Below are 23,727 nucleotides of genomic sequence, written 5' to 3'. Positions count from 1 at the left end.
CAACGTCTGGGCCCACTCGCGCCAGCGTTTTCCGTTATCTCTGGCTCAACCTCTCTTCGTCTCACTACGGGAAGTCACACATGCGTTGGCTAAAAGGCCTGATCATGGCCATCATTCTGCTGGCGGTACTGATCATCGGTATCCTGTTCGCGACCAATAACCAGCAGGCCCTGCCGCTGAACCTGATCTGGTTCGAGCTGCCCGAGGCATCCCTGTCCGTCTGGCTGCTGGCCTCCCTGGCCGTGGGCGTCCTGCTCGGCATGCTCGCCATGACCGGCGTCTACATCAGGCTGCGCACGCTGCTCACCCGCGCCCAGCGCCACAACCAGCAGCAGCGCAAGGAACTCGACCGCCTTCGAGTGCAGGAGATGAAGGAACTGCCCTGAATGCCGGATCTCCTGCTACTGGGCCTGCTGGTCGTCGCCCTCGCCATTGGCTGGGCGCTCGGCCGGCGGGAAAGCCGTCCGCAACAACGCCCTGCCCCCAGCCTGCATCGCGACTATTTCGTCGGCCTCAACTACCTGCTCAACGACCAGCAGGACAGGGCCATCGAAACGTTTATCTCCGCGCTTGAAGTGAACAGCGACACCATCGAGACCCATGTCACTCTAGGCAACCTGTTCCGCTCTCGCGGGGAGGCCGACCGAGCGGTCAAGATTCACCAGAATCTGCTCGCCCGGCCGTTCCTCGATGCCCACCAGGGCGCCTGGGTCCAGCTCGAGCTTTCCCGCGACTTCCTGCACCTGGGTCTGCATGACCGCGCCGAACGGCTGCTCAAGGGCCTGGTCAAGGAGGACACCCACGCCGAGATTCGCCACCACGCCAAGCGGCTGCTGGTGGACCTGTTCGAGCGTGAAGGGGAATGGCAGAACGCCATCGAGGTTGCCGTACCGCAGCTGACCCGCCAGCACGACGACCTGCGCCGCGCGGCAGCCCACTGGCATTGCGAGCTGGCAGAAATAGCACGCACCTCCAATAGCCACGGGGTCGCCCGCAAGCACCTCAAGCAAGCGCTGTCCATCGACGAGCGCTGCATCCGCGCCAATCTCGTGCATGCCAAGCTGTGCCACGACACCGGCCAGTACCGCCAGGCGCTGAAGTTTCTTGACCGTATTCCCCAGCAGGATGTGGTGTTCATCCCCACCATGCTGGAGCCGTTGGAGCGCACCTATCAGCTGCTGGACGATGCCGAGGGCTTGATCGAGCACTTGCGGCGCCTGCTGGAGCTCAACCCCTGCACCAGCGTTATCGTGCTGCTGGCCCAGACGCTCAGGCAGGTGCGTGGCAACGATGACGAAGCCATCGAGCTGATTACTGAGCAGCTAAGGAAGGAGCCGAGCCTGGGCGGCGTCGATTATCTGATGGGCCTTTACCAGCGCAGCGGCGCTGACGCCGGTGACAGCCGCTTTGATCTACTTCGTCAACACACGCAGCCGCTGCTGAAGGCGTTGCCGCGGCATCGCTGCCGACGCTGCGGCTTTTCGGGGGAGCACCTGCACTGGCAGTGCCCCCGTTGCCGCAACTGGGGCACGACCAAGCCAATCACCGGCATCGAGGGCGAATAGCGCTGCAACAGAGCGTCAGCCCTTGAGCTCGTCCTCGATCGCCGCAAGAGCGGCCATCGGATCTTCTGCCTGGGTCACGGGCCGCCCCACCACCAGATGGGTACTGCCCGCCTCCATCGCCTGCTGGGGCGTCATGATCCGCCGCTGATCCCCCGCCTGGGCAAAACTCGGGCGAATGCCCGGCGTGACCTTCAGGAAATCTTCGCCACAGGCTGCCTTCAGGCGGGCGGCCTCCTGGGCAGAACACACCACGCCATCCAAGCCGCTATCCTTGGCCAGCTTCGCCAGGTGCTCCACGTGCTCGTCCAGCGGCGACGACACGCCGGTGGTCGCCAGCTCATCGGCGGTCATGCTGGTCAGCACCGTCACCGCGATCAGATGGGTGGACAGCCCGTTCTGTTCAAGACGCTCACGGGCCGCTTCCATCATGCGACGACCGCCACAGGCGTGCACGTTGACCATCCACACGCCCTGCTCTGCCGCCGCCTGCACCGCTGCGGCCACCGTGTTGGGAATATCGTGGAACTTGAGATCGAGAAATACCTCGAAGCCGCGACCGTGAAGGGCGTCGAGCACGCTTGGGCCGCTGCGAGTAAACAATTCCTTGCCGACCTTCACGCGGCAGCGTTCCGGATCCAGCCGGTCTGCCATGCACAGGGCGGCGTCCATGGAGGGGTAGTCGAGGGCGATGATCAAGGGAGATGAGGGGGTCACGGCGGCCTCCGGCGAGAAGTGAACGAAGCGCTGGCGCCCTGTTGATCCGGGAGTACTGCCCTTGCACGGGGGGCAATACTGAGGCCTTGAGCCAGGCCCGCTACCCGCTAGCCCGCAGCAGGCAAAGGGCGCCAAATCGCCGCAGTATATCAGCCTTGGCGCTACCTGCGCTGCCGCTTGGCTGGCTCAGATCTTCATAGATGACTGATATTTTATTAAGAATATTCTTATAACAGAGTTTTCTTATTTAACCCTAAGGTGAGAGAAGACAGCCGACGGCCACCAGGACAACGCCAACGACTGTTCACTCGGGAGGGCTTGGCGCACACCTAAAGGATCGACGGTGCGGCCTTTCTGGCACAGGTGCTGCTGCTATTGCTGACACACAGCGCTTGGCCGCCCATTTCCAACAACAACAGGACGTCTCTCATGCCAACATTCAATGACTATCCGTCTGTCCATCACCGCGCGTCTGTCCATCACCGCGCGTCTATCCATCACCGCACGTCTACCACTCAACGCACTGCCCGTCGTCGCCGGCCCCATGGGATCACGCTCGTGACGCTGGCCTGGCTTAGTGTCGCCTGGCTGAGCCTGGCCCATCCGGCCTTCGCTGCAGAAGGCCCCGCCATTGCGCCCATCAACGTCAATGAGGCCAGTGTTGAGCTGCTGGCCGAGCTGCCGGGCATTGGGCCCACCAAGGCGCAAGCCATCGTCGAAGACCGCCAGGTCAATGGACCCTACACCAGCGCAGAGGACCTGACTCGAGTAAAAGGCATTGGCGCCAACACCGTGGCGCGGCTCAAGGACGAAATCAGTACCGACTGACTTGTCGGCGTCACGACGAATAGCGTTCATCGCGCAAGCACCCGCCACAGGACGTGGCGGGTGCTTGCAGATCACCAGGCGCTAGCGCTAGATCGAAACGGCCACGCTTAAAGGCGCAGACCGCCGTCTACCTCGATCACGCGGCCATTGACGTAGTCATTGTCGAAGATAAAGGCCACGGTCTTGGCGATCTCGTCGGGAGCCCCCAAGCGGCGTACCGGTACTCCAGCCGTCAGCTTGTCCAGCATGTCTTCACGCATGGACGCGGTCATCTCGGTTTCGATAAACCCTGGAGCGACGGCAGCCACACGCAGGCCGTGGCGCGCCAGTTCACGCCCCCAGGTCACGGTCAAGGCAGCCACACCGGCCTTGGCGGCGGCATAATTGCTCTGCCCCATGTTACCGGCCCGCGAGATGCTGGAGATATTGACGATAACGCCGTTACGGCCGTCTTCGATCATGGCAGCGGCGGCAGCCCGTCCGCACAGGAACACGCCGGTAAGGTTGACGTCGATGACCGCCTGCCAGGCATCCAGCCCAAGCGTCTTCTCTACCTTGCCATCGCGAGCCTTGACCAGCAGACCATCGCGCAGGATGCCGGCATTGTTGATCAGCCCATCCAGCGGGCCCATACCCTGGCGAATGTCGGCGAAGACTTCCGTGACCGACGCTTCGTCCGCCACATTGGCGACGAACCCGCGAGCATCGATACCGGCGTCCACCAACTCGTTGACGGCCTTGTCGAGTTGATCATTATCGAAGTCGATCAGTGCAGGCCGGGCACCCAGCTTGCCCAGATGATGGGCCATGGAGAGTCCCAGGCCACGAGCACCACCGGTGATGGCAATGACGGCATTTTCCAACTGCATACGGTTTCCCCTGGTAAGCACCAGCCGTGCCATGGCTGACAGGCCGGTCGGTGGCTCGCCGACGCGTGCTCCACGGATCGGGGACCCGGAACGCTGCACAACGAGCAGTTATTGCGTTGCAGCATGCCAAGTTTCCCGGCGCGGCGCTACCTTCCGACACCCGGCTCGCGCCAAACGCTAGTTTGCAGGCGATGGCATACCCGCTATAAGCCATTGACGCACCGACCAATGCGTCCGAGTCGATAGTCGACCTCACGTCACTCACGCAAAAACGCAAAAACGCAAACGACAATATTCCACTGCGATGCAGTGACAGCTGCAGCTCGCCCCAGACGCTCACAGCCACCGACCGACCACTAGCACGCGGTGGCGGGGGCGCCGGTGCGAGCGACCGTCGGGCACTGTGCATCAGCGCCAGAGGTTGATGCTTGAACTCTTCGCCTTTCACCCCCATCTTCTCAACAGACCACAACGCGGAGCTGACATGCCCTTCCTTCTTATCTTCACCATTTTTGCCCTGCTCGACTTCGCCGTGCTGTTTTCGGTCGGCAGTGAGATCGGTCTGCTGTCGACCCTCGCCCTGGTGCTGGCTACCGGTTTTATCGGCCTGCATCTGATCCGTCGTGAGGGTGTGGCGACCTTCGCCCGCGCCCAGGAGCGCATGGCCCGCGGCGAAATCCCCTCCTCGGAGCTGATGACCGGTGCTGCCTTGATCTTTGGCGGTGCGCTGCTGATGGCCCCTGGTTTTCTGTCCGATGCCCTTGGCTTCATGTGCCTGATCCCGGACGCTCGTCGCTTGCTGGGCAAGCTGCTGGCCAAGGTTGATATTCGCATGAAGGGTTTCCAGATGGGTGGCTCTACCTTTGGCTACGGTGGCTCGCAAGGCTCTGACTTCGGCGCCGGTTCAGCCAATGGCTGGGAGCAAGCCTCTGGCCGAGACGCAGGCACCAGCCAGCAGCAAGAACGGCAGCAACAGGGCACCGACAACACTGACGCCGACCCCATCGAAGGCGAATTCATCAGCAAGGACGATCGTCGACGCTAAGCCTTAGGGAGACAGGGGCCGAGACAGGGGCGGAGATAGGGGCGAGGACAGGGGCGTTAACGGCCCCTGTCTTCGCCCCTTTTCATGGCGCTATCCTCAGCGCTCCCTCCAGCGCTCCCTCCAGCACTATCTCCAGCACTATCCTCAGCCCTCTCGCTATTCCTGTCGTCCCCTCTCCCCCATCTCATCATCCCCCTCATCCCCCCTGTCGTTTTCCTGTCGTCACCGCTGTCGTTATCCCTTGCGGGGGGAGATTGCCCGTGGGCATGCCCAGGTTTGCGCCAAGGTTGTGCCGTGATGCGCTGACGGGGCGCATGAGTGTGAAAAAAATTTCGTCCTCGCCCTTGAAAGCCCCTTCACCAGCCCCACTTACCAGATCAGCATCAAGCTTCGGTGAGGGGGTTGCTCCCTCGCCTTTGACAGGAGGGCCGACAAAGGCCTGCCACTTTCATCGGCAGCCTGGCCATGACCTCCAGCTCTCGCCGCGATCTGCGTCACGACGAGAGTGAACAATGAACCGCCGCGGGTGGATGCCCCGGCCTAGCAAAACCATCAGGAGAACGTGAGCAATGAACATCCGTCCCTTGCACGATCGCGTCGTCATCCGTCGCGTTGAGGAAGAGCAGAAGACCGCAGGCGGCATCGTGCTTCCGGGCAACGCCCAGGAAAAACCGACTCGTGGCGAAGTGCTCGCCGTCGGTAACGGCCGGATTCTCGAGAGCGGCGACGTACGTCCTTTGGACGTGAAGGTCGGCGACACCGTGATCTTCAAGGATGGCTTTGGCGTCGAGAAGCAGAAGATCGACGGCGAGGAAGTCCTGATCATGAGCGAGTCCGACATCCTGGCAGTCGTCGAGGGCTGAGCCCACGCCACTGACTCGGTCGTTTCAACGTTCACTTTTGACGCTTAGATTCAAAGGAAGTACAGAAAATGGCAGCGAAACAAGTCAAGTTCTCTGATGATGCCCGCAAGCGCATGGCGCGTGGTGTTGACGTTCTGGCCAACGCCGTCAAGGCAACCCTGGGCCCGAAAGGCCGCAACGTGGTGCTGGAAAAGTCCTTCGGCGCACCGACCGTGACCAAGGACGGCGTCAGCGTCGCCAAGGAAATCGAACTGAAGGACAAGTTCGAGAACATGGGCGCGCAGATGGTCAAGGAAGTCGCTTCCAAGACCTCCGACGTTGCTGGTGACGGCACCACCACCGCTACCGTTCTGGCCCAGGCCATCGTCGCCGAAGGCCTGAAAGGCGTGACTGCCGGCATGAACCCGATGGACCTGAAGCGCGGTATCGACCAAGCGGTCGTTGCGGCGGTCAAGGAAATCCAGGCTCTGTCCGTGCCCTGCACCGACTCCAAGGCTATCGCTCAGGTTGGCACCATCTCCGCCAACGGCGACACTCGCATCGGCGAGATCATCGCTGAAGCGATGGAGAAAGTCGGCAAGGAAGGCGTCATCACTGTCGATGAAGGTCGCGGCTTCGAAGACGAGCTGGACGTGGTCGAGGGTATGCAGTTTGACCGCGGCTACCTGAGCCCGTACTTCGTGACCAACCAGGACACCATGGCGGTGGAACTGGAAGATCCGTTCATCCTGCTGGTGGACAAGAAGATCTCCAACATCCGCGAACTGCTGCCGACTCTGGAAGCCGTGGCCAAGGCTGGCAAGCCGCTGGTCATCATCGCTGAAGACATCGAAGGCGAAGCCCTGGCAACGCTGGTGGTCAACACCATGCGCGGCATCGTCAAGGTGGCAGCTGCCAAGGCGCCTGGCTTCGGCGACCGTCGCAAGGCCATGCTGCAGGATATCGCTATCCTGACCAACGGCACTGTGATCTCCGAAGAAGTCGGCCTGAACCTCGAGCAGGCTACCCTGGACCACCTGGGCACCGCCAAGCGCGTGACCATGTCCAAGGAAAACACCACCATCATCGATGGTGCTGGCAACGACAGCGACATCGAAGCTCGCGTCAACCAGATCCGCGCTCAGATCGAAGAGACTTCCTCTGACTACGATCGCGAGAAGCTGCAGGAGCGTGTCGCCAAGCTGGCCGGCGGTGTTGCTGTCATCCGCGTCGGTGCTGCCACCGAAGTCGAGATGAAAGAGAAGAAGGCTCGCGTCGAAGACGCCCTGCACTCCACTCGTGCAGCCGTCGAAGAAGGCGTCGTGCCTGGCGGTGGTACTGCCCTGATCCGCATCCTGACCAAGATCGCTGGTCTCAAGGGTGACAACGAAGACCAGACCCACGGTATCGCCATCGCCCTGCGCGCCATGGAAGCTCCGCTGCGTCAGATCGTCACCAACGCTGGCCAGGAAGCCTCCGTCATCGTCAACCGCATCAAGGACGGTGAAGGCAACTTCGGCTACAACGCCCAGACCGGCGAGTACGGCGACCTGTTCGACATGGGTGTGCTGGATCCGGCCAAGGTGACCCGCACTGCACTGCAGTCCGCTGGTTCCGTCGCTGGCCTGCTGATCACCACCGAAGCCATGATCGCCGACGATCCGGACGAGAAAGACGCTGCTCCGGACATGGGCGGCATGGGCGGAATGGGTGGCATGGGCGGCATGATGTAAGTGCCCCCACGGGCAGGCTAGCCTGCCCGGCCCCGCACCCAGAGGCGACGAACCACTTGCCTCTGGCGTGCCAGCCCTAGCGCACTAGCCCTAGAGCAAACACAAAAGCCCTGCCCCTGCGGCAGGGCTTTTTCGTGCCCGACGCTTAGGCGCCATAGCCATTGCCATCGCCCTCTTCATCGATCCGCCTCATATCCACGCTGAGGACATTTCACTTATCGAACGATCCCTGCCGTGGTTCACTATGTCCCGGCTTTTTCGAGGTAGGCAAGCGATGGAACTGACGCTATTGGATGGCGGAATGGGGCGAGAGCTGAAGCGTATCGGCGCGCCCTTTTCACAACCGCTGTGGAGCGCCCAGGCGCTGATCGAGGCACCTGATCGTGTGGTCGAGGCCCACCGCAACTTTCTTGATGCTGGCGCCCGTGTCATCACGGTGAACAGCTACGCCTGCGTGCCCTTCCATCTCGGCGAAGAACGCTACCAGGAGCAGGGTATCGCCCTTGCCACCCAAGCCGCCCGGCTAGCCGCGCGATCCATCAGCGAATGGCAGGCCGATCAGACCGGCGAGGCCTCCAGCAGCCGCGCCCAGGTCGCCGGTTGCCTTCCGCCCGTCATGGGCAGCTACCGCCCGGACCTGTTTGACGCCAATCGTGCACGCTCGCTGCTGACGGACCTTTACCGAGCTCAAGAGCCCTTCGTGGACCTGTGGCTGGCCGAGACGCTGTCGAGCCTGGAAGAAATCGCTGTCGTCCAGGAGGTATTGGCGAATAGCGACGCACCACGCTGGTTTGCCCTGACCTTGCAGGACGATATCACCGACGTGGCGCGCCTGCGCTCCGGCGAGAGCGTGGCAGAAGCCGTCACACAACTCTGCCAGGGCGGTGCCGATGCCATTCTCTTCAACTGCTCGATTCCAGAAGTGATCGAGCAGGCTCTGATCGATGCCAGTGACGCCATGCGACGCCTGCGCTGCTCGCTGCCGCTGGGGGCCTACGCCAACAGCTTCGCGCCCATTGCCGCAGCCCATCAGGCCAACGCCATCCTGACCCAGGACCGCCAGATCACTCCCCAGGGCTACCTGGACTACGCCACTCGCTGGTTCGAACGCGGTGCTCGCCTTATCGGCGGCTGCTGCGGCATCAGCCCCAGCCATATCGCCGCCCTGGAGACATGGCGAAGGTCGATGTAGCGACTGAGAAAAGACCAGGACAGACAAGGCGTAGAAGCCCGCTCATTCCCCGCCAGGCCGCTGGCGGCTACAATGGCGCTCCCTGTCTCTACTGCGATTTGCTGTCGAATGCTCTCCAATATCCGCATCGTTCTCGTCCAGACCTATCATCCCGGCAACATCGGCTCCGCCGCCCGCGCCATGAAGACCATGGGCCTGACGGACCTGGTGCTGGTCAATCCCCGTGCCTTTCCAGACGAGGAAGCCAGCCGCTTGGCGGCGGGCGCGCTGGATGTGATCGAGGGAGCAAGAGTGGTCGAGCGGCTGGAAGATGCCATTGGCGACTGCGTGCGGGTAGTCGGCGCCAGCGCGCGACTGCGTAGCCTGCCACTGCCCCACTACGACGAGCCGGATGAACTGGCCAAGGACCTGGTGGAGGATGCTCGCAACAGTCCCGTGGCGATGGTGTTCGGCCGCGAGCGCTACGGCCTGACCAACGATGAGATTCGCTTGTGCTCGCATCAGGTCAGCATTCCTGCCAATCCTGACTACGGCATCTTGAACCTGTCCCAGGCGGTCCAGGTGCTGTCCTACGAGGCCAGGCGGGCATGGCGCAAGCATGCTGCGGAGTCTACGGCCGGTGCCGGGTCTATAGCGACACCGCCGACACGTGAGCAGGTGGGGCACTTTCAGAGCCACCTGAGCCGCGTCATGCAACGCAGTGGCTTTATCACCCAGCCCCACGCGAAAACTGAAGAGCAGCTGCAGGCCCTGTTCGCCCGTGCTACCCCCTCGCGCAAGGAGCTTTCGTTGCTGCGAGGCTGGCTGTCCTCCTTGGAAAGCCACCTTCCTTACGACGACAACCGCTAGCGGCATTTGACCGGCTAGAGCGGCCCTTGGTTGGCTAGAGCGGCTCTTACCTGGGTAGAGCGGCCTTTGATTGACTAGAACGACAGTGCATCGTTCACCTAAACGCGGGTCGCGACACTGTCACGACCCGCTCGGGCTGACGCTTAGCCGTCAATGACCCCACAGGCGACGCGGGCTCCGCCACCACCAAGGTGGGGTTCGTCGCTGTAGTTGTCGCCACCGGCATGAATCATGATCGCGCGGCCGCTTAGGTCAGACTCCTTCACCCTTGGGGCGAGGGTCGTCAGCTCGGCTTCGCCCTGCTGTCCTACGGACAGTGCGGGCAGATCCCCCAGGTGTCCATCGCCATAGGGGCCCTGATGGGTGCCGGTTTCCTCGGGGTCATAGTGACCACCGGCAGCGGCAGCAGCCACCACTTCCCCGTCCTTCTCTGCCGGGGAGCAATCCGGGTTGACGTGTACGTGCAGGCCATGGATTCCTGTGTCCAGCCCTTCCAGGGCAGGCGTAATCAGCAGGCCATGATCGCTATCCTCGAAGGTGATGGTACCGACGCTATCCCCCACGCCGTCGGTACTGACACGGTGCATCTCCACCTCGGTCGCGGCATGTGCTGCACCCGCCACCAGCAGGCTAGCGCCTAACCACCATGTTGCCTTGATCATCTAGAGGCTCCTTTCCATGTGAAGTGTCTTTCCATCGGGTACGACGCTCCTTCTGGAACACCCTGCCGTCAGGAACGTCTTTCTCTCCCTGTAGAGAGTTCAGCGCCGAGCCTTGACGACAGTTGGCCGTGTTCGACGACTCGATCTCGCGACTCCCTGTCCCTTAGCCTGGACCAAAGTGAAGGATCAGCACAACCCGTAAGCGATATCGTCATACACCCTTTACAGCCCCCTTTACCCCCCCTTGAAACGACAATGCCCGTGCTGCGGGAGCACGGGCACTGTTTTGGTCTATCGCGTGTGCGCTGTCATTGCCTTACGTGAGCCGCTTAGGTTAGCCCTTACGTTAGCCGCTTAGCTTAGCCCCTCAGCTTAGGCCGCTTACGCTGGCTAGGACGTCTCTATAGGGCCTCAATGGGCTCCTGAGATTACAGCGTCATCGCCGCGAGCCAGCCAAAGGCCACCAGCGGAATGTTGTAGTGCACGAAGGTCGGCACGACGCTATCCCAGATGTGGTCGTGCTGGCGGTCCACATTGAGCCCCGAGGTCGGACCCAAGGTGGAATCCGAGGCAGGTGAACCCGCATCACCCAACGCCGCTGCGGTACCCACCAGGGCCACCGTCGCCAGATCGGAGAAACCGAACTGCACCGCCAGCGGAACAAAGATGGCGGCAATGATGGGGATGGTGGAAAACGAGGAGCCGATGCCCAGGGTAATGAACAGACCGACCAGCAACATCAGCAGCGCCGCCAGGCCACGGTTGTCACCGATGACCTCGACACTGGCACTGACCAGGCTCTCGATATCGCCGGTGGCCGTCATCACCGCCGCAAAACCCGAGGCGGAGATCATGATGAAGCCAATCAGCGCCATCATGCGCATGCCGCTGGTGAACAGGTCGTCCGCCTCGCGCCAGCGGAAGATGCCGCCCATGGACAACAGCGAGAAACCGACCAGCCCACCCAGGATCATGGAACCGGTGTAAAGCTGGATACCCAGCGCCGCGACGATGGCCACCACCGACATGATCAGCCCCAACGCGCGGGGCTCCTCGGTGTCGCCCGCTTCATGGCCGTGGGCATGGTGTGTTAGCTCGGCCTCAGAATAGTCACGAGGCTTGCGATAGGACAGAAACACCGCCACCAGCAATCCCAGGAACATGCCAGCCACGGGCACGCCCATCGCCATGGGCACCATGGCACGGCCGATCTCGAGCCCAAGGCTCTCCCCGGCCTGATTGATGTTGGCCAGCAGAATATCGTTGAGGAAGATCGCGCCAAATCCCACCGGCAGCAGCATATAGGGCGCCGTCAGACCAAAGGTCAGGGCACAGGCCACGGCGCGACGGTCCATACGCAGCTGGTTCATGACCTTGAGCAGCGGCGGAATCAGGATCGGGATAAAGGCGATGTGCACGGGAATCAGGTTCTGGGACGATACCGCGACCAACAGGACGCTGCCCAGCAACAGATACTTGACCGTGGCCTGGCGAGATGCGCTGGATTCCTGCCCCAGCAAGGTGATCAGGCGACGGGCCAGCAGGTCAGGCAGGCCTGAGCGAGAAATCGCCACCGCGAAGGCCCCCAGCGTGGCATAGGCCAGCGCCACCTTGGCACCTCCCCCTACGCCGTCATTGAAAGCCGCCAGGGTATCCTCGATGGACAGACCACCGACCAGGCCACCCACCAGGGCGCCGACCACCAGCGCCAGCACCACCGAGACCCGCGCCAGCGACAGGCCCACCATCACCAGAACGGCAATAATTACTGCGTTCATAGGAACATCCGAGTTGGGGTTACGAGGGTTGAGGGAGGGGAAAACCTGGGCGCAAAGCCAGGAATAGCGCAGGTTTCCCGCAAAAGTCGGCGCGAAGGATACCAGAAAAGCGCTGGCTGCGGGATGTCACCAAAGCATCACGCGGCGTTTACGGATTTGTCATATTGGCAGGACATACTACACTCGTGTTCAGGCAACATCGGGCAATGGATACTGCCCCATGAGCGTCACGGATGCGACGATGCAGGACGCATCGAGGGAGTTCAGGCACCGGGATAGTGCCTCAGGGAGGAAAGAAAGCAAAAAGATTGCTGCGCCACGTCCATCGGTCGTGGCGCTTTTCTTTTTTGCGACGCCTTTCTTTCCCAGAGGACGTCAGCGGCTAAGGCGACCGTGCTATGTGGCCGCGACAATGTCGTCGCCGCAACGTCGCCGCAGCAACGTCGCCACAGCAAACTCACGTTCAGCACCTTCAGGTATCGGTGAACCCGCGCAGAAAGGCAGCGAGGTTACGGCTCAGCGCCGGGGTCGGATAACCCCCCTCCTGCACCAGCACCGTGGGCAGGCCCAGCTCGCCCACCTGGCGGCCAATCGTCACAAAGTCCTGAGTATCGAGGCTCAGCCCCGCCAGAGGATCATCCTTGTGGGCATCCAGCCCCAGCGCCAGTACCAGTGCATCCGGGCTAAAGCTCGCCATGGCATCGAGCAGCTCGTCCAGCGCTGCCTGGAAGGCATCGATGCCACTGCCCACCGGCAGCGGGACATTCAGATTGGCCCCTAGCCCAGGGCCGATGCCGGTCTCTTCTGCGCTACCCCAGTAGTAGGGATAGAAGTCCGCAGGGTCAGCGTGCAGTGAACCGGTCCAGACGTCGCCGCGGTCGTAGAAGATGTCCTGGGTGCCGTTACCGTGATGAAGATCGATGTCCAGGATGGCCACCTGGGACACATGCTCGCGCAGCACGGTGGCCGCGAGAGCGGCATTGTTGAGATAACAGAAGCCCCCGGCGCGATCTGGCCCTGCGTGATGCCCCGGCGGACGACACAGTGCATACGCCGTGCCTGCGCCCGACACGATGCTTTCAGCCGCGGCCTGAGCCGTCGCGGCGCTGGCCAGAATGCCCTGAAAGCTTGTGGCGGTCAGCGGGCAGGCCATGTCGTGTAGATGCCAGCCTGCCTGACCCACCGGGTGTCGCGGATAATGCTTGCCACCACCGCAGGGATGCACGTTGGGCGCCACGAAGTCGGTGGCCTCGGGCAGCGTTTGCCAACGGGAATGAATCGTCTCGAGAAAATCCAAATAACGCTCGGTATGGATCTCCTTGAGCCGCTCCCTCAACTTGGGACTGTCGACTTCGGCGGGTGCGGTCAGCGCCAGGCCGACCTCGGCGAGACCTTCGCTCAGCAACTCTGACCGACGCGGCCCTTCGGGCGAATCGCTCAACACGCCTCGCTTCAAGAACTGAGGGGGTGCGTGACGTTCCTGGTCAGGATGGTAAAACAGTTTCATCTACATCGGTCTCCGGTGATGACGCGATCTCGCTCCCCGTGTCTTGCGTACCCTGGGGCACCAGTTCGGCACCCTCTCCACGAGTCGGTACCTGAGCGAGTCTATCCCTGGCCACAGCAGTTCAGGCCAAAGCAAGCCAAGCCTGCTCCTGGGCGAGTCTACCCCATGATAGTGCCGGAAAACCCGACCTTGATACCACTCCCGGGACCATCATCACCGCCAAGCTGGCCGCAGCAGGCCAGCTCGGCGTGGCCTGACCTGGCGTTTTTGCCACCGCCAGCAGGCCACCCGTTTGATTGACGTCGGTCAACCTTTGACATCCATCCCAAGGCAGTTGCCAGCCGTCGGTGCGGCGGCTAGCCACCGCGCCAGGCTGACACTGGTGCCTTGCTAGCAGTAGCACCTAGCAACGGCCTTTCTTGGCTTGCCCCGGCGGACAGAAGTCGCCGCCGTGATGGCCGCCGTGGTCACGATGATCATCGTCAAGGATGATCAACGGCTCAGACGAGATGCGCGCCGGTTCGTAGCTACAGCCCGCAACGGTCATGATCAGCAGAAGCGGCATCAGCCATTTCGCAGCAGAAGTTACCATCGGCATACTCTTGATCCCCTATTGATCCTGATACTCTTGCCTCTGGTTATCGATTCACTGTGACAACCCGTAGAGGCGATATCGTCGTAGGGTATCGCAAAGTTCGTACAACCACCTCTGTCGCCGGGCAAGCACACCATATGTCGCCCGATGGAGACGCTACAATTTCGATCACTCCCGCCTTCACCAGATATCGCTCCCAGAATCGGGCAGGCCCTGCACCTCCACCATATCGTCAGAGGGCGGTGGTGCCTGGCGTTGCTGCTCGGATTGCTGCTGCTCCGGTTCCTGCCGCAGAAGCCTCTGTCGAAGTTCCTCCTGTGGCGACACGTCTGGCTGCAGCGACTCCTCTGACCACAAGGTGACGTCCGCAACGGGCTGCTGGTCGGGCCGCGGTTCAGTCATTAGGGCAGTCGGGACCACGCCATCGCCGTCGTACATCGGCTTGATGCCTTCGATCACGTACATGTTGTCGTTGTAGTCAAAGTTCCCGCCATTGAAGTCCTGGATGACCAGGTAGGTATCCGGGATGTCGTTGCCTTCCTCGTCCAGGGCCTGGAACAGACGAATGAAGTAGCCTCGCTCCAGATCAGGGCCATTGGCTGGGGGCGTGCCTTGGCCTGTGGGGTTGAGAGACGGGTCTGATGACAGCCTTGCGATCTCGAAGCCAAACAGCGCGTCCCCGGTCCAGTCCTCCGGTATGTCGGAGCGCTGCAAGGTGACCTCCGGAAACTCACCACGACCAAAGGTGCGTGGCAGCAGCGACTGGTTCTGGTCCGGGCCGTGGGGCAGCAGGCTGAGATCCTGGGAGGTATCCTGGAAAGCATGTACCCCTAACGCTGCCCCACCGGGATTCTGCATGGAGGCGAGCTGGGTGATGCGCACGCTGTCGACGCCGTCGGCAAAGGTCCAGTAACGCGACAGCACCTCCTCGTCAGTGACAGGACGATAGTAGCCAAAGTCGTACAGGGGGGAGCCAGGCCCACCGCCGCCACCGGCGAGGGGCAGCCCGCCGATGCGGTTGCCAAGCCCGGCGACGCTCCAGATCTCATCCACGGTGGGTTCCCAACCGCCCTCGTCCTGGGCCTGCCAGAAGCCCGCCAGCTCAAGGGACGTCACCGGCGAGTCGGCGTCGTTGGTCAACAGGGTCAGCCGGCCAAAGAAACGTCCATCATCGTCATTGCGCTCGGGGGCCTGGTAACTGTCACGATCGAACATGACCGTGATGTCGATGGACTCGCCTGCTGCCAGCACGCGCCCTTGCAGCGCGTCGGCATCGGCCAGCCTAAAGGGTCCATCGAGCATCGCATTCAGAATCTGCAGGGGTTCGCTGCCTTCATTGGTAATGCGCGCCAGGCCAGTTTCCCTGAAATCCCGATCAGGGGCCGCAAAGTCATTGATATCTAAATAGTTGAACAGCAGTCGGTCGTGGAAGAACTGGCTCTCGGCGTTCACCAGGCTCACGTCGGCCCCCTCTGCCACAGCGACCGGCGCCACCTCCACCGCCTCGACCCGGGAGCTGCTGTCATCATCCGATATCAGGTGCCAGCGATACTCCGTACCGGCCTCAAGCTCGACATACCAGAACACCCCGCCAGAGCCATCGTCGGCCTGCAACGGGGGCGGCAATGGCTCCCCATTGAGGGTGACGTCAAGCTCGTCCCCCGGTTCGCCTACCGTCAGGTCCAGTCGGTATAGGCCTGACTCGCTGACCGTGAAAAACGCATCGGCGGTGCGCGGACTGGAGACCAGGCCAGACACGCCGTCATCCAGCGAGATACGCATCCCATCGGTGGCGTCTGCCGGGTGGCTGATGGCCTCCCGGATGGCTTCCCGTGACAGATCCGGCACCCATAGCAGGTCGACGTCGACCGCACTCCCCCCCTCTGAGACCAACGCCAGCGCATGACTTCCCGCCTCCAGGAATACCTCCACGTTCACGTACACCCAGTCATCGGCTGTCTCGCTGTCCGCCGCAAGCTGCAGCGGCGCCAGCTCGACGCCATCGAGCGAGAACGGCAGCTGACGCGGCTCGCCATCCGCGGGAAGGTAGTAGCGAAACCCCAGCTCGTAGTGACCGCCCCGCTCGACCCGAATCGCCCAGGTGATACGTTGCTCCTGGGCGTCCGACAGCGCGACATAGGCTTCGCCAGAAGCGTCGCGACCACTGTCATCCGGCGTTGGCACTACACCTTGAAGCATCGCTTCTTCTGCCTCATAGCCCGTATGACCAAAGGCATCGCCCTGCCACACCTCGAGCTGGTCAATGTTCGGGCCCGCCCTGCCCAAGGATTGCAGGCGAACCTCGACCTCCCCCGCCGGCAGGTCGATCTGTACATCCTGGGTCATCCACAGGTTCCACCTTTCATCAAGGCTTTGAAGGCTCGGGGCAGCCGGAAAGCTCACCAGCCCATAGCTTTCTCCGTTGATAAATATCTCCAGGGGACGTTCCTTGCCGCCACCGTTGGCATAGCGGATGCGCAGCACGTTGTAGCCTGCTTCCTCTGGCGCCAGGGTGAAGCCAAAGGTGATCCAATCCTGGGCGCTGACGCCAAAGTCGGCATAGCCGCCACCGACACCGTCGCGATCATCGAGATTGCCATCGTTGCCATAGCTGCCCGGTCGCAGGCCTGGCGTGTCCTCTGCTATGCCCTGAAAGATCGCTACATCGCCGGTCGTTGACAGCGTGGCGCTGGTACCGTCGTTCGGGGTATCGTCCTCGGCCTGGATGGTGGCTAGCTTCACAGGCTGCTCCGGCGGCTCAGGCAGTTCTGGCAAGACCGGATCCAGACGGACCAGTTGGCTTTCGCCGGTACGCCGATTCAAGGTCAATAGATACAGCTGCCCGGTGGCCGGGTTTTCGATGATATCCAGGGGGCTGTTGTAACGGATGACGCCGCCGTCACTGTCACGCAGCACATCGTCGCTGATGACCTTGCCGTCATCGTCCAGGCGTATCCAGCGAATATCATTGCCGCCGGAAAACTCGGTGAACAGCAGGCTGCCCTTCAAGGCCTCGCCAAAGATGTCGCTGGTGAACTCGGTGGACCCATTGGGTGAGCGGTTGGGTCCCAGAGCGTAGGTATCTTCCACCCGATAATTGGGATCAGGCTGGGTGCCGGGCGCGTAGGTCGACACCTCGTTGGCGTCGTCAAAACGGGTAGGGTTGCCACCATCCAGTATGTACTCATCCCGCAACGGATTGCCGTGGCCGTAATAGCCCCCCTGATCGACAGTAAAGAGATAATCGTCCTGGAGCCCCACGCTGATCAGCGATTCATCCTGTGTCGTCGCCGGGTCGTCCGGTACCACGCCTCCTGCGGCGCCCCCGTTGGTAGGCACGTACAGTCGGCCATCCGAGTGCCACACCAGGTCATAGGCGTTACGGATACCGGTGGCAAAGATCTTGGCCACCGCGTCCTCTGCGAAAGGATCGTAGAACGTCGACAGGACGTTACCATCGACGTCCTGGACGCTGGCGACGCCGCGCTCGTCGAAGACCAGATAGCGCCCGTCTCCCATGGAAATGGGATCATCCTTCAGGTTGTTATCGTCGTCGCGAAAGCGGGTCTGATCCTCGGGCAGGGGCTCGGTCGTGACGTCAAATCCGCTCTCGGGAGGCGTTCGGCTCGGGTCGATTTCCAGCACCGTGGCAGACAGCAGGCGCTCGGGCCGGTTGGCCCAGGCGCTGTCGACGCCTCCTACACCCGTGTTGGAACCTTGGGTCAGGTACAGCAGATACTCGGGGCCGGCGTCGGGGGAATCCGGGTCAAACTCTGGGTTCTTGCGAAACTCGATGCTGTTGCTGACATGGTCCGCCGCAGAGCGCGGCAGGCCGGTCAGATACACCTCAACCTGCCCGCTGAAGCTGCCATCCTCGTCCAGGGTGATCTTCAACAGCCGACCACTGAAGTCTGGCACCCTGCGCACCTGTCCCAACAGCGGCACCGGATAGTTATCGGTGACCCACAGCACCTGGGGATCGGAGGGGTCTTCTGCCACGCCGATAATGGCCCTGCGCACATTGTCAGTCACCGAATCAGGCTGCGCGAATGGATCCCATCCCAGGTCCAGCACTTCACCTGGCCCCAGCGAGCCATCTTCCGGGTCTAATCCGTAGCGTCGGATCTGACCGCCCATGCTGACCACATAGAGGGTGTCGCCTGCCCCATTGAGCGTCAGTGAGGTAAAGGCAACAGCATCATCTGCAGCACCGTCGAGCTCGACGGTGCCCTCGAAGGCAACGTCGACGTCCGCGTCTCTCTCGGTCACCGGTCCAGTGACAAAGGTGTTGGTGTATTTAAGGAAGTCACGGGTTGGCGCATCGATATCGCTGTTGTCACCGCGATCCTGAAAACCATCGATGACCAGGGTATAGCTGGTATAGGGCTTGAACGGGTCAACCGGGGACAGGGTCAGGGAATCGAAACCACCGGTGGTGTTGATATCGAAGTTCACCTCGACACCGGTGACCGTCTCAAACAGGCGCACAGATCCATCCGCCAGGCTTTCCAGCAGTACACCTCCCCTGCCTTCCACCACCTGAACGCCCACGAAGATGTCCGAGGCCGGATCGACCCCGGTAGGCAAACCGCCATCATCCCGATCCAGTTCAACGTCCACCGCCTGGCTGCCGACGCCCGCCACGGCTCTGGCCCCGACAAACCGGGCATAGTCATCGACGGCATCACGATCATCACCTGGGGAGGGGTCCGGCAACGACTGAATCTCGACATATTGCAGCTTGACGTTGCGGGCATCCGCGCCCAGCGCGTCCAGGGTCAAGCGTCCGTCGGTGACCTCGACCACCCTGGTCACCAGCGTCGTGCGAAAGCCATCGGTGTCGTCGGTAAGGTTGGCATCCAACGGGAAGTCGCCGGGCCGCGCGGGCACAAACCCATCGATGAGCGAAGCGCCCTCTGCGTTGACCTGATAGAAGGCATCAAAACGGCCGGAGACATCCCCCACCGCCAGGGTAACCTCATAGAAGCCCGGCGCCAGCTCGATCTCCCATCCCGCATTGACGTCGACACCAACATCACGCGTCATCTGGGCGTAGCTGGCCTGGCGAGGGTCCAACCCGTCAAAGTCCCCCGAGCGGTCAACCAGCAAGGACGCATCCACACCGACCAGCGACATGGGAGTGGTGCCGTTGTCGATGCCATCGGCGATGCTGGCGCCGCTGACCCAGCCGTACTGGTGGGACACGCCCCCGACCTCGATCGCCTGTTCGCCAAACGCCTTGCCGCTGTCTACGGCATAACCGTCCACTGCCGCAGAGGCTTCAGGTTGAAAGTTGATGCGCCATACGCTCCGCTCGCTGATCACCGTTGGGGCCGCCACCGCCGAGGACGGCGGCAAGGCCTGCCCCAGGTGATCGACATCGTTAACCGCGTTTTCGCGACTTACCTCGTTGACATCCTTTACATCGCTGACACCGTCGACATCATTCCTGCCGCTTACATCGTTTGTACGGATTTCATCGCTCACACCCCGCCCTCCCCATCAGTAAATCTCGCAATGGGCACAATAGAGCGCAATTTTTACAGAAAAATAAATAGCACTATTCTTACATTGATTGAGAAAAATGCCATTTTGAAGCTACTTTTTTTACACCAACAGGCAATCAAAAAAACAATGCGCCTAAAGGCACAAAGACATGTCGAAAAACACCTACAGCACAGGAAAATTTTTTATTAAAAAACAATAGCATGAGAAAAATAGTTCGCGAAATTGATAATTTCTAATTTTCAGAAGTGAGAAAAATCGAAGAGAAAATACAGAATAATTTATCACCTTTGATCGAGATATTTGTGCTTAAAAAGTCATATATGAAAGAAAACTTGAACCAGGCTTACGACAAATAATCGCTAGATTCCTACTCAAATATGTCTACATAATACTGGCGGGTAGACAACGACGTCAGAACTGCCTTTTCTGGAACACAGTACATTGCTGTGTGCGTCATTGTGCGAAAGCTCTATTGTCATACTGCAGGAGCTCTACTGTCGCTCTGCCAGAGCCTTGCCAGAGCTCCGTTGTCGTTCGACTAAAACTCTGCCGAGCGAACGGACTGAATCAATCTGCCGAACCAGAACGAACCAGAACGACGAGTCAGAACGACGAACCGGACCGACGAATCAGGCCCTACCATCGAGAGCCACCAGGCTTCTCGCCAGCGCCTCCATTCACGCTGCCAAGAGCTCATCGCCATGCGCTTCTCCCCGTCTCAGGACAATGCTCTATCCCGCGAGGCGTCTGCCGTTGCCGCAGCGCTGCGCGGCTGTCGCAGGGGGCTCGTGGATGTGGCCATCTTCAGCGTTGCCATCAATCTGCTGATGCTGGTCCCCTCTTTTTACATGATGCAGGTCTATGACCGTGTACTCGCCAGTCGCAGCGTCGATACCTTGATCATGCTGACGCTTGTCGTGATCTTCCTGTTTGCGATCATGGCCGGCCTGGACTGGGTGCGTTCGCGCCTGCTGGTGAGGCTGGGCAATCGTTTCGACGAACAGCTCCAGCAGCGGCTTCATCAATCGCTTTATCGGCAGGCACTCGCCAATCCCAGCGCTGCCTCCATCCAGGGCCTGGATGACCTTGCCACGCTACGTCAGTTCTTTTCGAGCCCAGCCGTCCCGGCGTTCCTCGACACCCCCTGGATACCCGTCTATCTAGGTATCCTGACGCTGTTTCATCCGTACTACGGGCTCTTCGCCCTGTGTGCCGGAGCGCTGCTACTGGCCCTGGCGGTGCTCAACGAGGCCAGGACCCGGCAACTGCTCAAGCAGGCCGGGGCCAGACAGGTGTCCAATCGAGATACCACCGCGGCCAACCTGCGCAACAGCGAGGTGCTGCATGCCCTTGGCATGGTCGAAAGCGTCCAGCATCGCTGGCAGGCGATACATCGGGAAGGCCTCACCCTGCAGTCCCTGGCCAGCGACCGCGCAGGCACCCTGACCCATCTGTCAAAAGCGCTGAGACTGCTGTCCCAGTCCTTGATCCTGGGGCTCGGCGCCTGGCTGGTCCTGATCGCGGAGTTGACCCCAGGGATGATGATCGCCGGCTCGATTCTGCTCGGCCGCGCGCTGGCGCCACTGGATCAGCTGATCAACGGCTGGAAGACCTTCATCGCAGCGCGCAATGCATCGGAACGTCTCAATACCTTGCTAGGCGGCGCGACGGGGGGTGAGCCCATGGCGTTGCCCTGCCCCCAAGGCTCGCTGAGCCTGGAGAGCGTCAGCGCCGCTCCACCGGGATCCCAGAACATCACCTTGAAGGCCATCAGCCTCACGCTATCGCCCGGGGAGCAGCTGGCCGTGGTGGGTCCCAGCGGTTCAGGCAAGTCGACCCTGGCGCGGGTCGTGCTGGGCATCTGGCCCAGCCTGGATGGCTGCGTGCGCCTCGACGGCGCCGATATTCTCGGCTGGCAGCGTCACGCCCTGGGGCCTCACCTGGGCTATCTGCCCCAGGACGTCGAGCTGCTGGCGGGGACCATTGCCGATAACATCGCGCGCTTTGCCGCCGTCGACGCCGAGGCCGTGGTCAAGGCCGCGACCCTGTCCGGCGTGCACGAGCTCATTCTGTCCCTCGATGACGGCTACGACACCGTCATCGGCCCACAGGGTCTGGGCCTCTCTGCCGGTCAGCGCCAGCGTATCGGACTGGCGCGGGCGCTTTACGGCCATCCCTGCCTGGTCGTGCTGGATGAACCTGACGCCAGCCTCGATGACGCTGGCGAACGCGCCCTGGCGCAGGCACTCGATGGGCTGCGCCGCCAGGGGACGACCACCCTGGTGATCACCCACCGTCAGTGCCTGCTGGATCGGGTAGACCGTATCCTGACGCTTCGCGACGGCCAGGTGGCCGCGCTGCACACCCGCCGCAGCGCCGACGATGACCCGGTCGGGGCCAAGACCTTGCCCGGCAAGGTGATCAAACGGGTGACACCACACCGATCGGCATCGGCAGGAGGCCCGCCATGACCTTGCCTTCGCCTGGCTCATCCACCGAGACCTCCGCTAAGACTGCGGTCCCTTTAGACGCCGGCGGCTCTCCCAGCGCGTCTCCCAGCGTCCCCCACAACGCCTCCCCACCGCCAGGCCTTTCGCCAGCCCTATCGCCAGCCCTATCGCCAGCCCTACCGCAAGGCGGGCCGCCGACAGCGCTGCTCGTCTATCGCCGCATGGGATTTGCGCTGCTGATGATCGCCCTGGGCGGCTTTGTGCTGTGGGCAACCACGGCTCAGCTGGCGGTGGCCGTGGTCGCGCCCGGCGCGGTATCGGTGGAAAGCTTCACCAAGCGTGTTCAGCATCTGGAGGGGGGCATCGTCGCCGACATTCTCGTAAGGGATGGGGATCAGGTGCAATATGGTGAGCTGTTGCTCCGCCTCGATGACACCCTGGCACGGGCAGAACGCCGCATCGCCGACAGCGATTACCTGATCGCGCGTGCCAGTGAGATTCGACTGCTGGCGGAGCAGGCAAATGCCGCTGTGCTGACCTTTCCCGATGAATTGACGGCCGCCCGGCTACAGCGCGTGCGTGAGGTGCTGGCGGTGCAGCGACACCTCTTTGAGGTACGTCGCCAGGCCCTTGCGGACACCCTGGCGGCCCTGGATCAACAGGTGATCCAACTGGAGGAGCAGATCCAGGGGCTCGAGCGTACCCGGGGGATTACCGACCTGCGTATCGACTCCCTAGAGCGGGACATCGCCAGCCACCGCCGCCTGTTTGACGATGGCCTGATCAGCAGCCAGCGGCTGCGCGAGCTGGAGCGCGAAAGCCTTGAGTACCAGAGCGACAACGCCAGGCATGCAGCGGACATTGCCAGGCTGCAGGCTCAGATCAGCGAGCTGGTACTGAACAAGCAGGTGCGGCGACAGGAGTTTCAGCAACAGGTGGGCGAGGACCTGCGGCGGGTTCAGGCCGAGGTGGCCGACGCCGAAGAGCGCCTGGTCGCGCTCAATCATCGGCTGACGCGCACGCACATTGTGGCGCCGGTGTCCGGCACGGTGGTCGGACTCGACGTGCACACGATCGGCGCGGTGGTCCGTGGTGGCGATATCCTGCTGGAGCTGGTTCCGTCCAACGACCGCTTCGTGGTCGAAGCACGGGTCCCCAGCCAGGACGTGGATCATCTGCATGTCGGCCAGCACGCCGACATCCGCTTCAGTGCCTTCAATCAGCGTTTAACCAAGGTGGTCGCGGGCACCATCGGCCATGTCAGCGCCAACAGCTTTGACGATGAAACGAGTCGGCAGCGCTACTACAAGGTCATCGTCCAGGTGACAGACCCGATCACTAGCGTATTGCCTGAGGGCATGACACTCGTCGCGGGCATGCCCGCAGAGGTCATGATTCGTACCGGAGAGCGCAGCTTTGCCAGCTACATGCTGAAGCCGCTTAATGACATGCTGGCCAGGGCCATGCGCGAGGAATGACGCCTGCGCAAGCAATAGCACCGCCACCCAACCACCATGAGAAAGGCAAAAAAAACTGCGCGGATCAAGGTTCAGGGGGACGATCCGCGCAGGGCCAGCTCCCTGCCGGCAC

17 protein-coding genes are annotated in these 23,727 nt (G+C 61.8%); 10 read left to right on the top strand and 7 right to left on the bottom strand.

Translation table 11 applies throughout. The features are described from left to right. Nucleotides 1-80: 80 nt before the first annotated feature. Both KUW18_RS13730 and lapB read left to right on the top strand, forming a co-directional pair. Nucleotides 81-386: a lipopolysaccharide assembly LapA domain-containing protein gene (locus KUW18_RS13730; RefSeq protein ID WP_206937961.1), complete on the top strand. Its 306-nt coding sequence runs from the start codon at nucleotides 81-83 to the stop codon at nucleotides 384-386. Further along, nucleotides 387-1,565 carry a lipopolysaccharide assembly protein LapB gene (gene lapB / locus KUW18_RS13725; protein ID WP_222561650.1) on the top strand — a complete coding sequence of 393 codons (1,179 nt, stop codon included), beginning with the start codon at nucleotides 387-389 and terminating at the stop codon, nucleotides 1,563-1,565. A gap of 15 nt (nucleotides 1,566-1,580) precedes the next feature. On the opposite strand, the gene pyrF is transcribed toward lapB, so the two are convergent. Next, nucleotides 1,581-2,279 carry an orotidine-5'-phosphate decarboxylase gene (gene pyrF, locus KUW18_RS13720; protein WP_222561649.1) on the bottom strand — a complete coding sequence of 233 codons (699 nt, stop codon included), beginning with the start codon at nucleotides 2,277-2,279 and terminating at the stop codon, nucleotides 1,581-1,583. A gap of 429 nt (nucleotides 2,280-2,708) precedes the next feature. On the opposite strand from pyrF, the gene KUW18_RS19905 reads away from it, so the two are divergent. Further along, nucleotides 2,709-3,107 carry a ComEA family DNA-binding protein gene (locus tag KUW18_RS19905; protein WP_222561648.1) on the top strand — a complete coding sequence of 133 codons (399 nt, stop codon included), beginning with the start codon at nucleotides 2,709-2,711 and terminating at the stop codon, nucleotides 3,105-3,107. A gap of 107 nt (nucleotides 3,108-3,214) precedes the next feature. On the opposite strand, the gene KUW18_RS13710 is transcribed toward KUW18_RS19905, so the two are convergent. After that, a complete protein-coding gene (locus KUW18_RS13710) occupies nucleotides 3,215-3,976 on the bottom strand; it encodes an SDR family NAD(P)-dependent oxidoreductase (protein WP_222163112.1) in 762 nt (253 codons plus the stop codon). Between the two features lie 484 nt (nucleotides 3,977-4,460). On the opposite strand from KUW18_RS13710, the gene KUW18_RS13705 reads away from it, so the two are divergent. From KUW18_RS13705 to KUW18_RS13685, 5 genes are all read left to right on the top strand, one after another. Then, nucleotides 4,461-5,021, top strand: a complete 561-nt coding sequence (locus tag KUW18_RS13705) for an FxsA family protein (protein ID WP_222561647.1) — start codon at nucleotides 4,461-4,463, stop codon at nucleotides 5,019-5,021. A gap of 569 nt (nucleotides 5,022-5,590) precedes the next feature. Then, complete coding sequence (locus KUW18_RS13700) at nucleotides 5,591-5,884, top strand: co-chaperone GroES (RefSeq protein ID WP_045994577.1); 294 nt, start codon at nucleotides 5,591-5,593, stop codon at nucleotides 5,882-5,884. Nucleotides 5,885-5,952: 68 nt separating this feature from the next. Then, nucleotides 5,953-7,596: a chaperonin GroEL gene (gene groL, locus KUW18_RS13695; RefSeq protein ID WP_206937932.1), complete on the top strand. Its 1,644-nt coding sequence runs from the start codon at nucleotides 5,953-5,955 to the stop codon at nucleotides 7,594-7,596. A gap of 274 nt (nucleotides 7,597-7,870) precedes the next feature. After that, on the top strand, nucleotides 7,871-8,788 hold the full coding sequence (locus KUW18_RS13690; protein WP_222561646.1) for a homocysteine S-methyltransferase family protein: 918 nt from the start codon (nucleotides 7,871-7,873) through the stop codon (nucleotides 8,786-8,788). Between the two features lie 108 nt (nucleotides 8,789-8,896). Further along, entirely contained in the window at nucleotides 8,897-9,637 is a 741-nt protein-coding gene (locus tag KUW18_RS13685; RefSeq protein ID WP_222561645.1) for an RNA methyltransferase, read from the top strand. 143 nt (nucleotides 9,638-9,780) lie between these two features. On the opposite strand, the gene sodC is transcribed toward KUW18_RS13685, so the two are convergent. The 5 genes from sodC to KUW18_RS13660 all read right to left on the bottom strand — a co-directional run bounded on the left by sodC (nucleotide 9,781) and on the right by KUW18_RS13660 (nucleotide 19,666). After that, nucleotides 9,781-10,299: a superoxide dismutase family protein gene (sodC, locus tag KUW18_RS13680; protein WP_222238273.1), complete on the bottom strand. Its 519-nt coding sequence runs from the start codon at nucleotides 10,297-10,299 to the stop codon at nucleotides 9,781-9,783. A 428-nt stretch (nucleotides 10,300-10,727) separates the two neighbouring features. After that, nucleotides 10,728-12,077 carry a Na+/H+ antiporter family protein gene (locus KUW18_RS13675; RefSeq protein WP_206937906.1) on the bottom strand — a complete coding sequence of 450 codons (1,350 nt, stop codon included), beginning with the start codon at nucleotides 12,075-12,077 and terminating at the stop codon, nucleotides 10,728-10,730. A 472-nt stretch (nucleotides 12,078-12,549) separates the two neighbouring features. Further along, nucleotides 12,550-13,584: a histone deacetylase family protein gene (locus KUW18_RS13670; protein WP_222163108.1), complete on the bottom strand. Its 1,035-nt coding sequence runs from the start codon at nucleotides 13,582-13,584 to the stop codon at nucleotides 12,550-12,552. 403 nt (nucleotides 13,585-13,987) lie between these two features. Then, complete coding sequence (locus KUW18_RS13665; RefSeq protein WP_206939279.1) at nucleotides 13,988-14,176, bottom strand: hypothetical protein; 189 nt, start codon at nucleotides 14,174-14,176, stop codon at nucleotides 13,988-13,990. A gap of 183 nt (nucleotides 14,177-14,359) precedes the next feature. Next, nucleotides 14,360-19,666, bottom strand: coding sequence for a hypothetical protein (locus tag KUW18_RS13660; protein WP_222561644.1), 5,307 nt, complete (start codon nucleotides 19,664-19,666; stop codon nucleotides 14,360-14,362). 722 nt (nucleotides 19,667-20,388) lie between these two features. Between KUW18_RS13660 and KUW18_RS13655 the strand changes: the two genes are divergently transcribed. Together KUW18_RS13655 and KUW18_RS13650 are read left to right on the top strand one after the other, a co-directional pair. Beyond that, complete coding sequence (locus KUW18_RS13655) at nucleotides 20,389-22,158, top strand: type I secretion system permease/ATPase (protein ID WP_222561643.1); 1,770 nt, start codon at nucleotides 20,389-20,391, stop codon at nucleotides 22,156-22,158. Then, entirely contained in the window at nucleotides 22,155-23,615 is a 1,461-nt protein-coding gene (locus KUW18_RS13650; RefSeq protein WP_261396677.1) for an HlyD family type I secretion periplasmic adaptor subunit, read from the top strand. The genes KUW18_RS13655 and KUW18_RS13650 overlap by 4 nt, the downstream gene beginning before the upstream one ends. Nucleotides 23,616-23,727: the final 112 nt, after the last annotated feature.

The organism is Halomonas sp. DP5Y7-2 (assembly GCF_019802025.1).
Taxonomy (GTDB): Bacteria; Pseudomonadota; Gammaproteobacteria; order Pseudomonadales; family Halomonadaceae; genus Halomonas; species Halomonas litopenaei_A.
This window is presented reverse-complemented; position numbering and strand designations above follow the sequence as displayed.

What these genes read in the sequence shown, in the direction of transcription:
- sodC (WP_222238273.1), bottom strand. Translation starts at nt 10,299, where the DNA reads ATGATCAAGGCAACATGGTGGTTAGGCGCTAGCCTGCTGGTGGCGGGT.
- KUW18_RS13700 (WP_045994577.1), top strand. Translation starts at nt 5,591, where the DNA reads ATGAACATCCGTCCCTTGCACGATCGCGTCGTCATCCGTCGCGTTGAG.
- KUW18_RS13690 (WP_222561646.1), top strand. Translation starts at nt 7,871, where the DNA reads ATGGAACTGACGCTATTGGATGGCGGAATGGGGCGAGAGCTGAAGCGT.
- KUW18_RS13650 (WP_261396677.1), top strand. Translation starts at nt 22,155, where the DNA reads ATGACCTTGCCTTCGCCTGGCTCATCCACCGAGACCTCCGCTAAGACT.
- KUW18_RS13710 (WP_222163112.1), bottom strand. Translation starts at nt 3,976, where the DNA reads ATGCAGTTGGAAAATGCCGTCATTGCCATCACCGGTGGTGCTCGTGGC.
- KUW18_RS13670 (WP_222163108.1), bottom strand. Translation starts at nt 13,584, where the DNA reads ATGAAACTGTTTTACCATCCTGACCAGGAACGTCACGCACCCCCTCAG.
- KUW18_RS19905 (WP_222561648.1), top strand. Translation starts at nt 2,709, where the DNA reads ATGCCAACATTCAATGACTATCCGTCTGTCCATCACCGCGCGTCTGTC.
- lapB (WP_222561650.1), top strand. Translation starts at nt 387, where the DNA reads ATGCCGGATCTCCTGCTACTGGGCCTGCTGGTCGTCGCCCTCGCCATT.
- KUW18_RS13705 (WP_222561647.1), top strand. Translation starts at nt 4,461, where the DNA reads ATGCCCTTCCTTCTTATCTTCACCATTTTTGCCCTGCTCGACTTCGCC.
- groL (WP_206937932.1), top strand. Translation starts at nt 5,953, where the DNA reads ATGGCAGCGAAACAAGTCAAGTTCTCTGATGATGCCCGCAAGCGCATG.
- KUW18_RS13655 (WP_222561643.1), top strand. Translation starts at nt 20,389, where the DNA reads ATGCGCTTCTCCCCGTCTCAGGACAATGCTCTATCCCGCGAGGCGTCT.
- KUW18_RS13675 (WP_206937906.1), bottom strand. Translation starts at nt 12,077, where the DNA reads ATGAACGCAGTAATTATTGCCGTTCTGGTGATGGTGGGCCTGTCGCTG.
- KUW18_RS13730 (WP_206937961.1), top strand. Translation starts at nt 81, where the DNA reads ATGCGTTGGCTAAAAGGCCTGATCATGGCCATCATTCTGCTGGCGGTA.
- KUW18_RS13685 (WP_222561645.1), top strand. Translation starts at nt 8,897, where the DNA reads ATGCTCTCCAATATCCGCATCGTTCTCGTCCAGACCTATCATCCCGGC.
- KUW18_RS13665 (WP_206939279.1), bottom strand. Translation starts at nt 14,176, where the DNA reads ATGGTAACTTCTGCTGCGAAATGGCTGATGCCGCTTCTGCTGATCATG.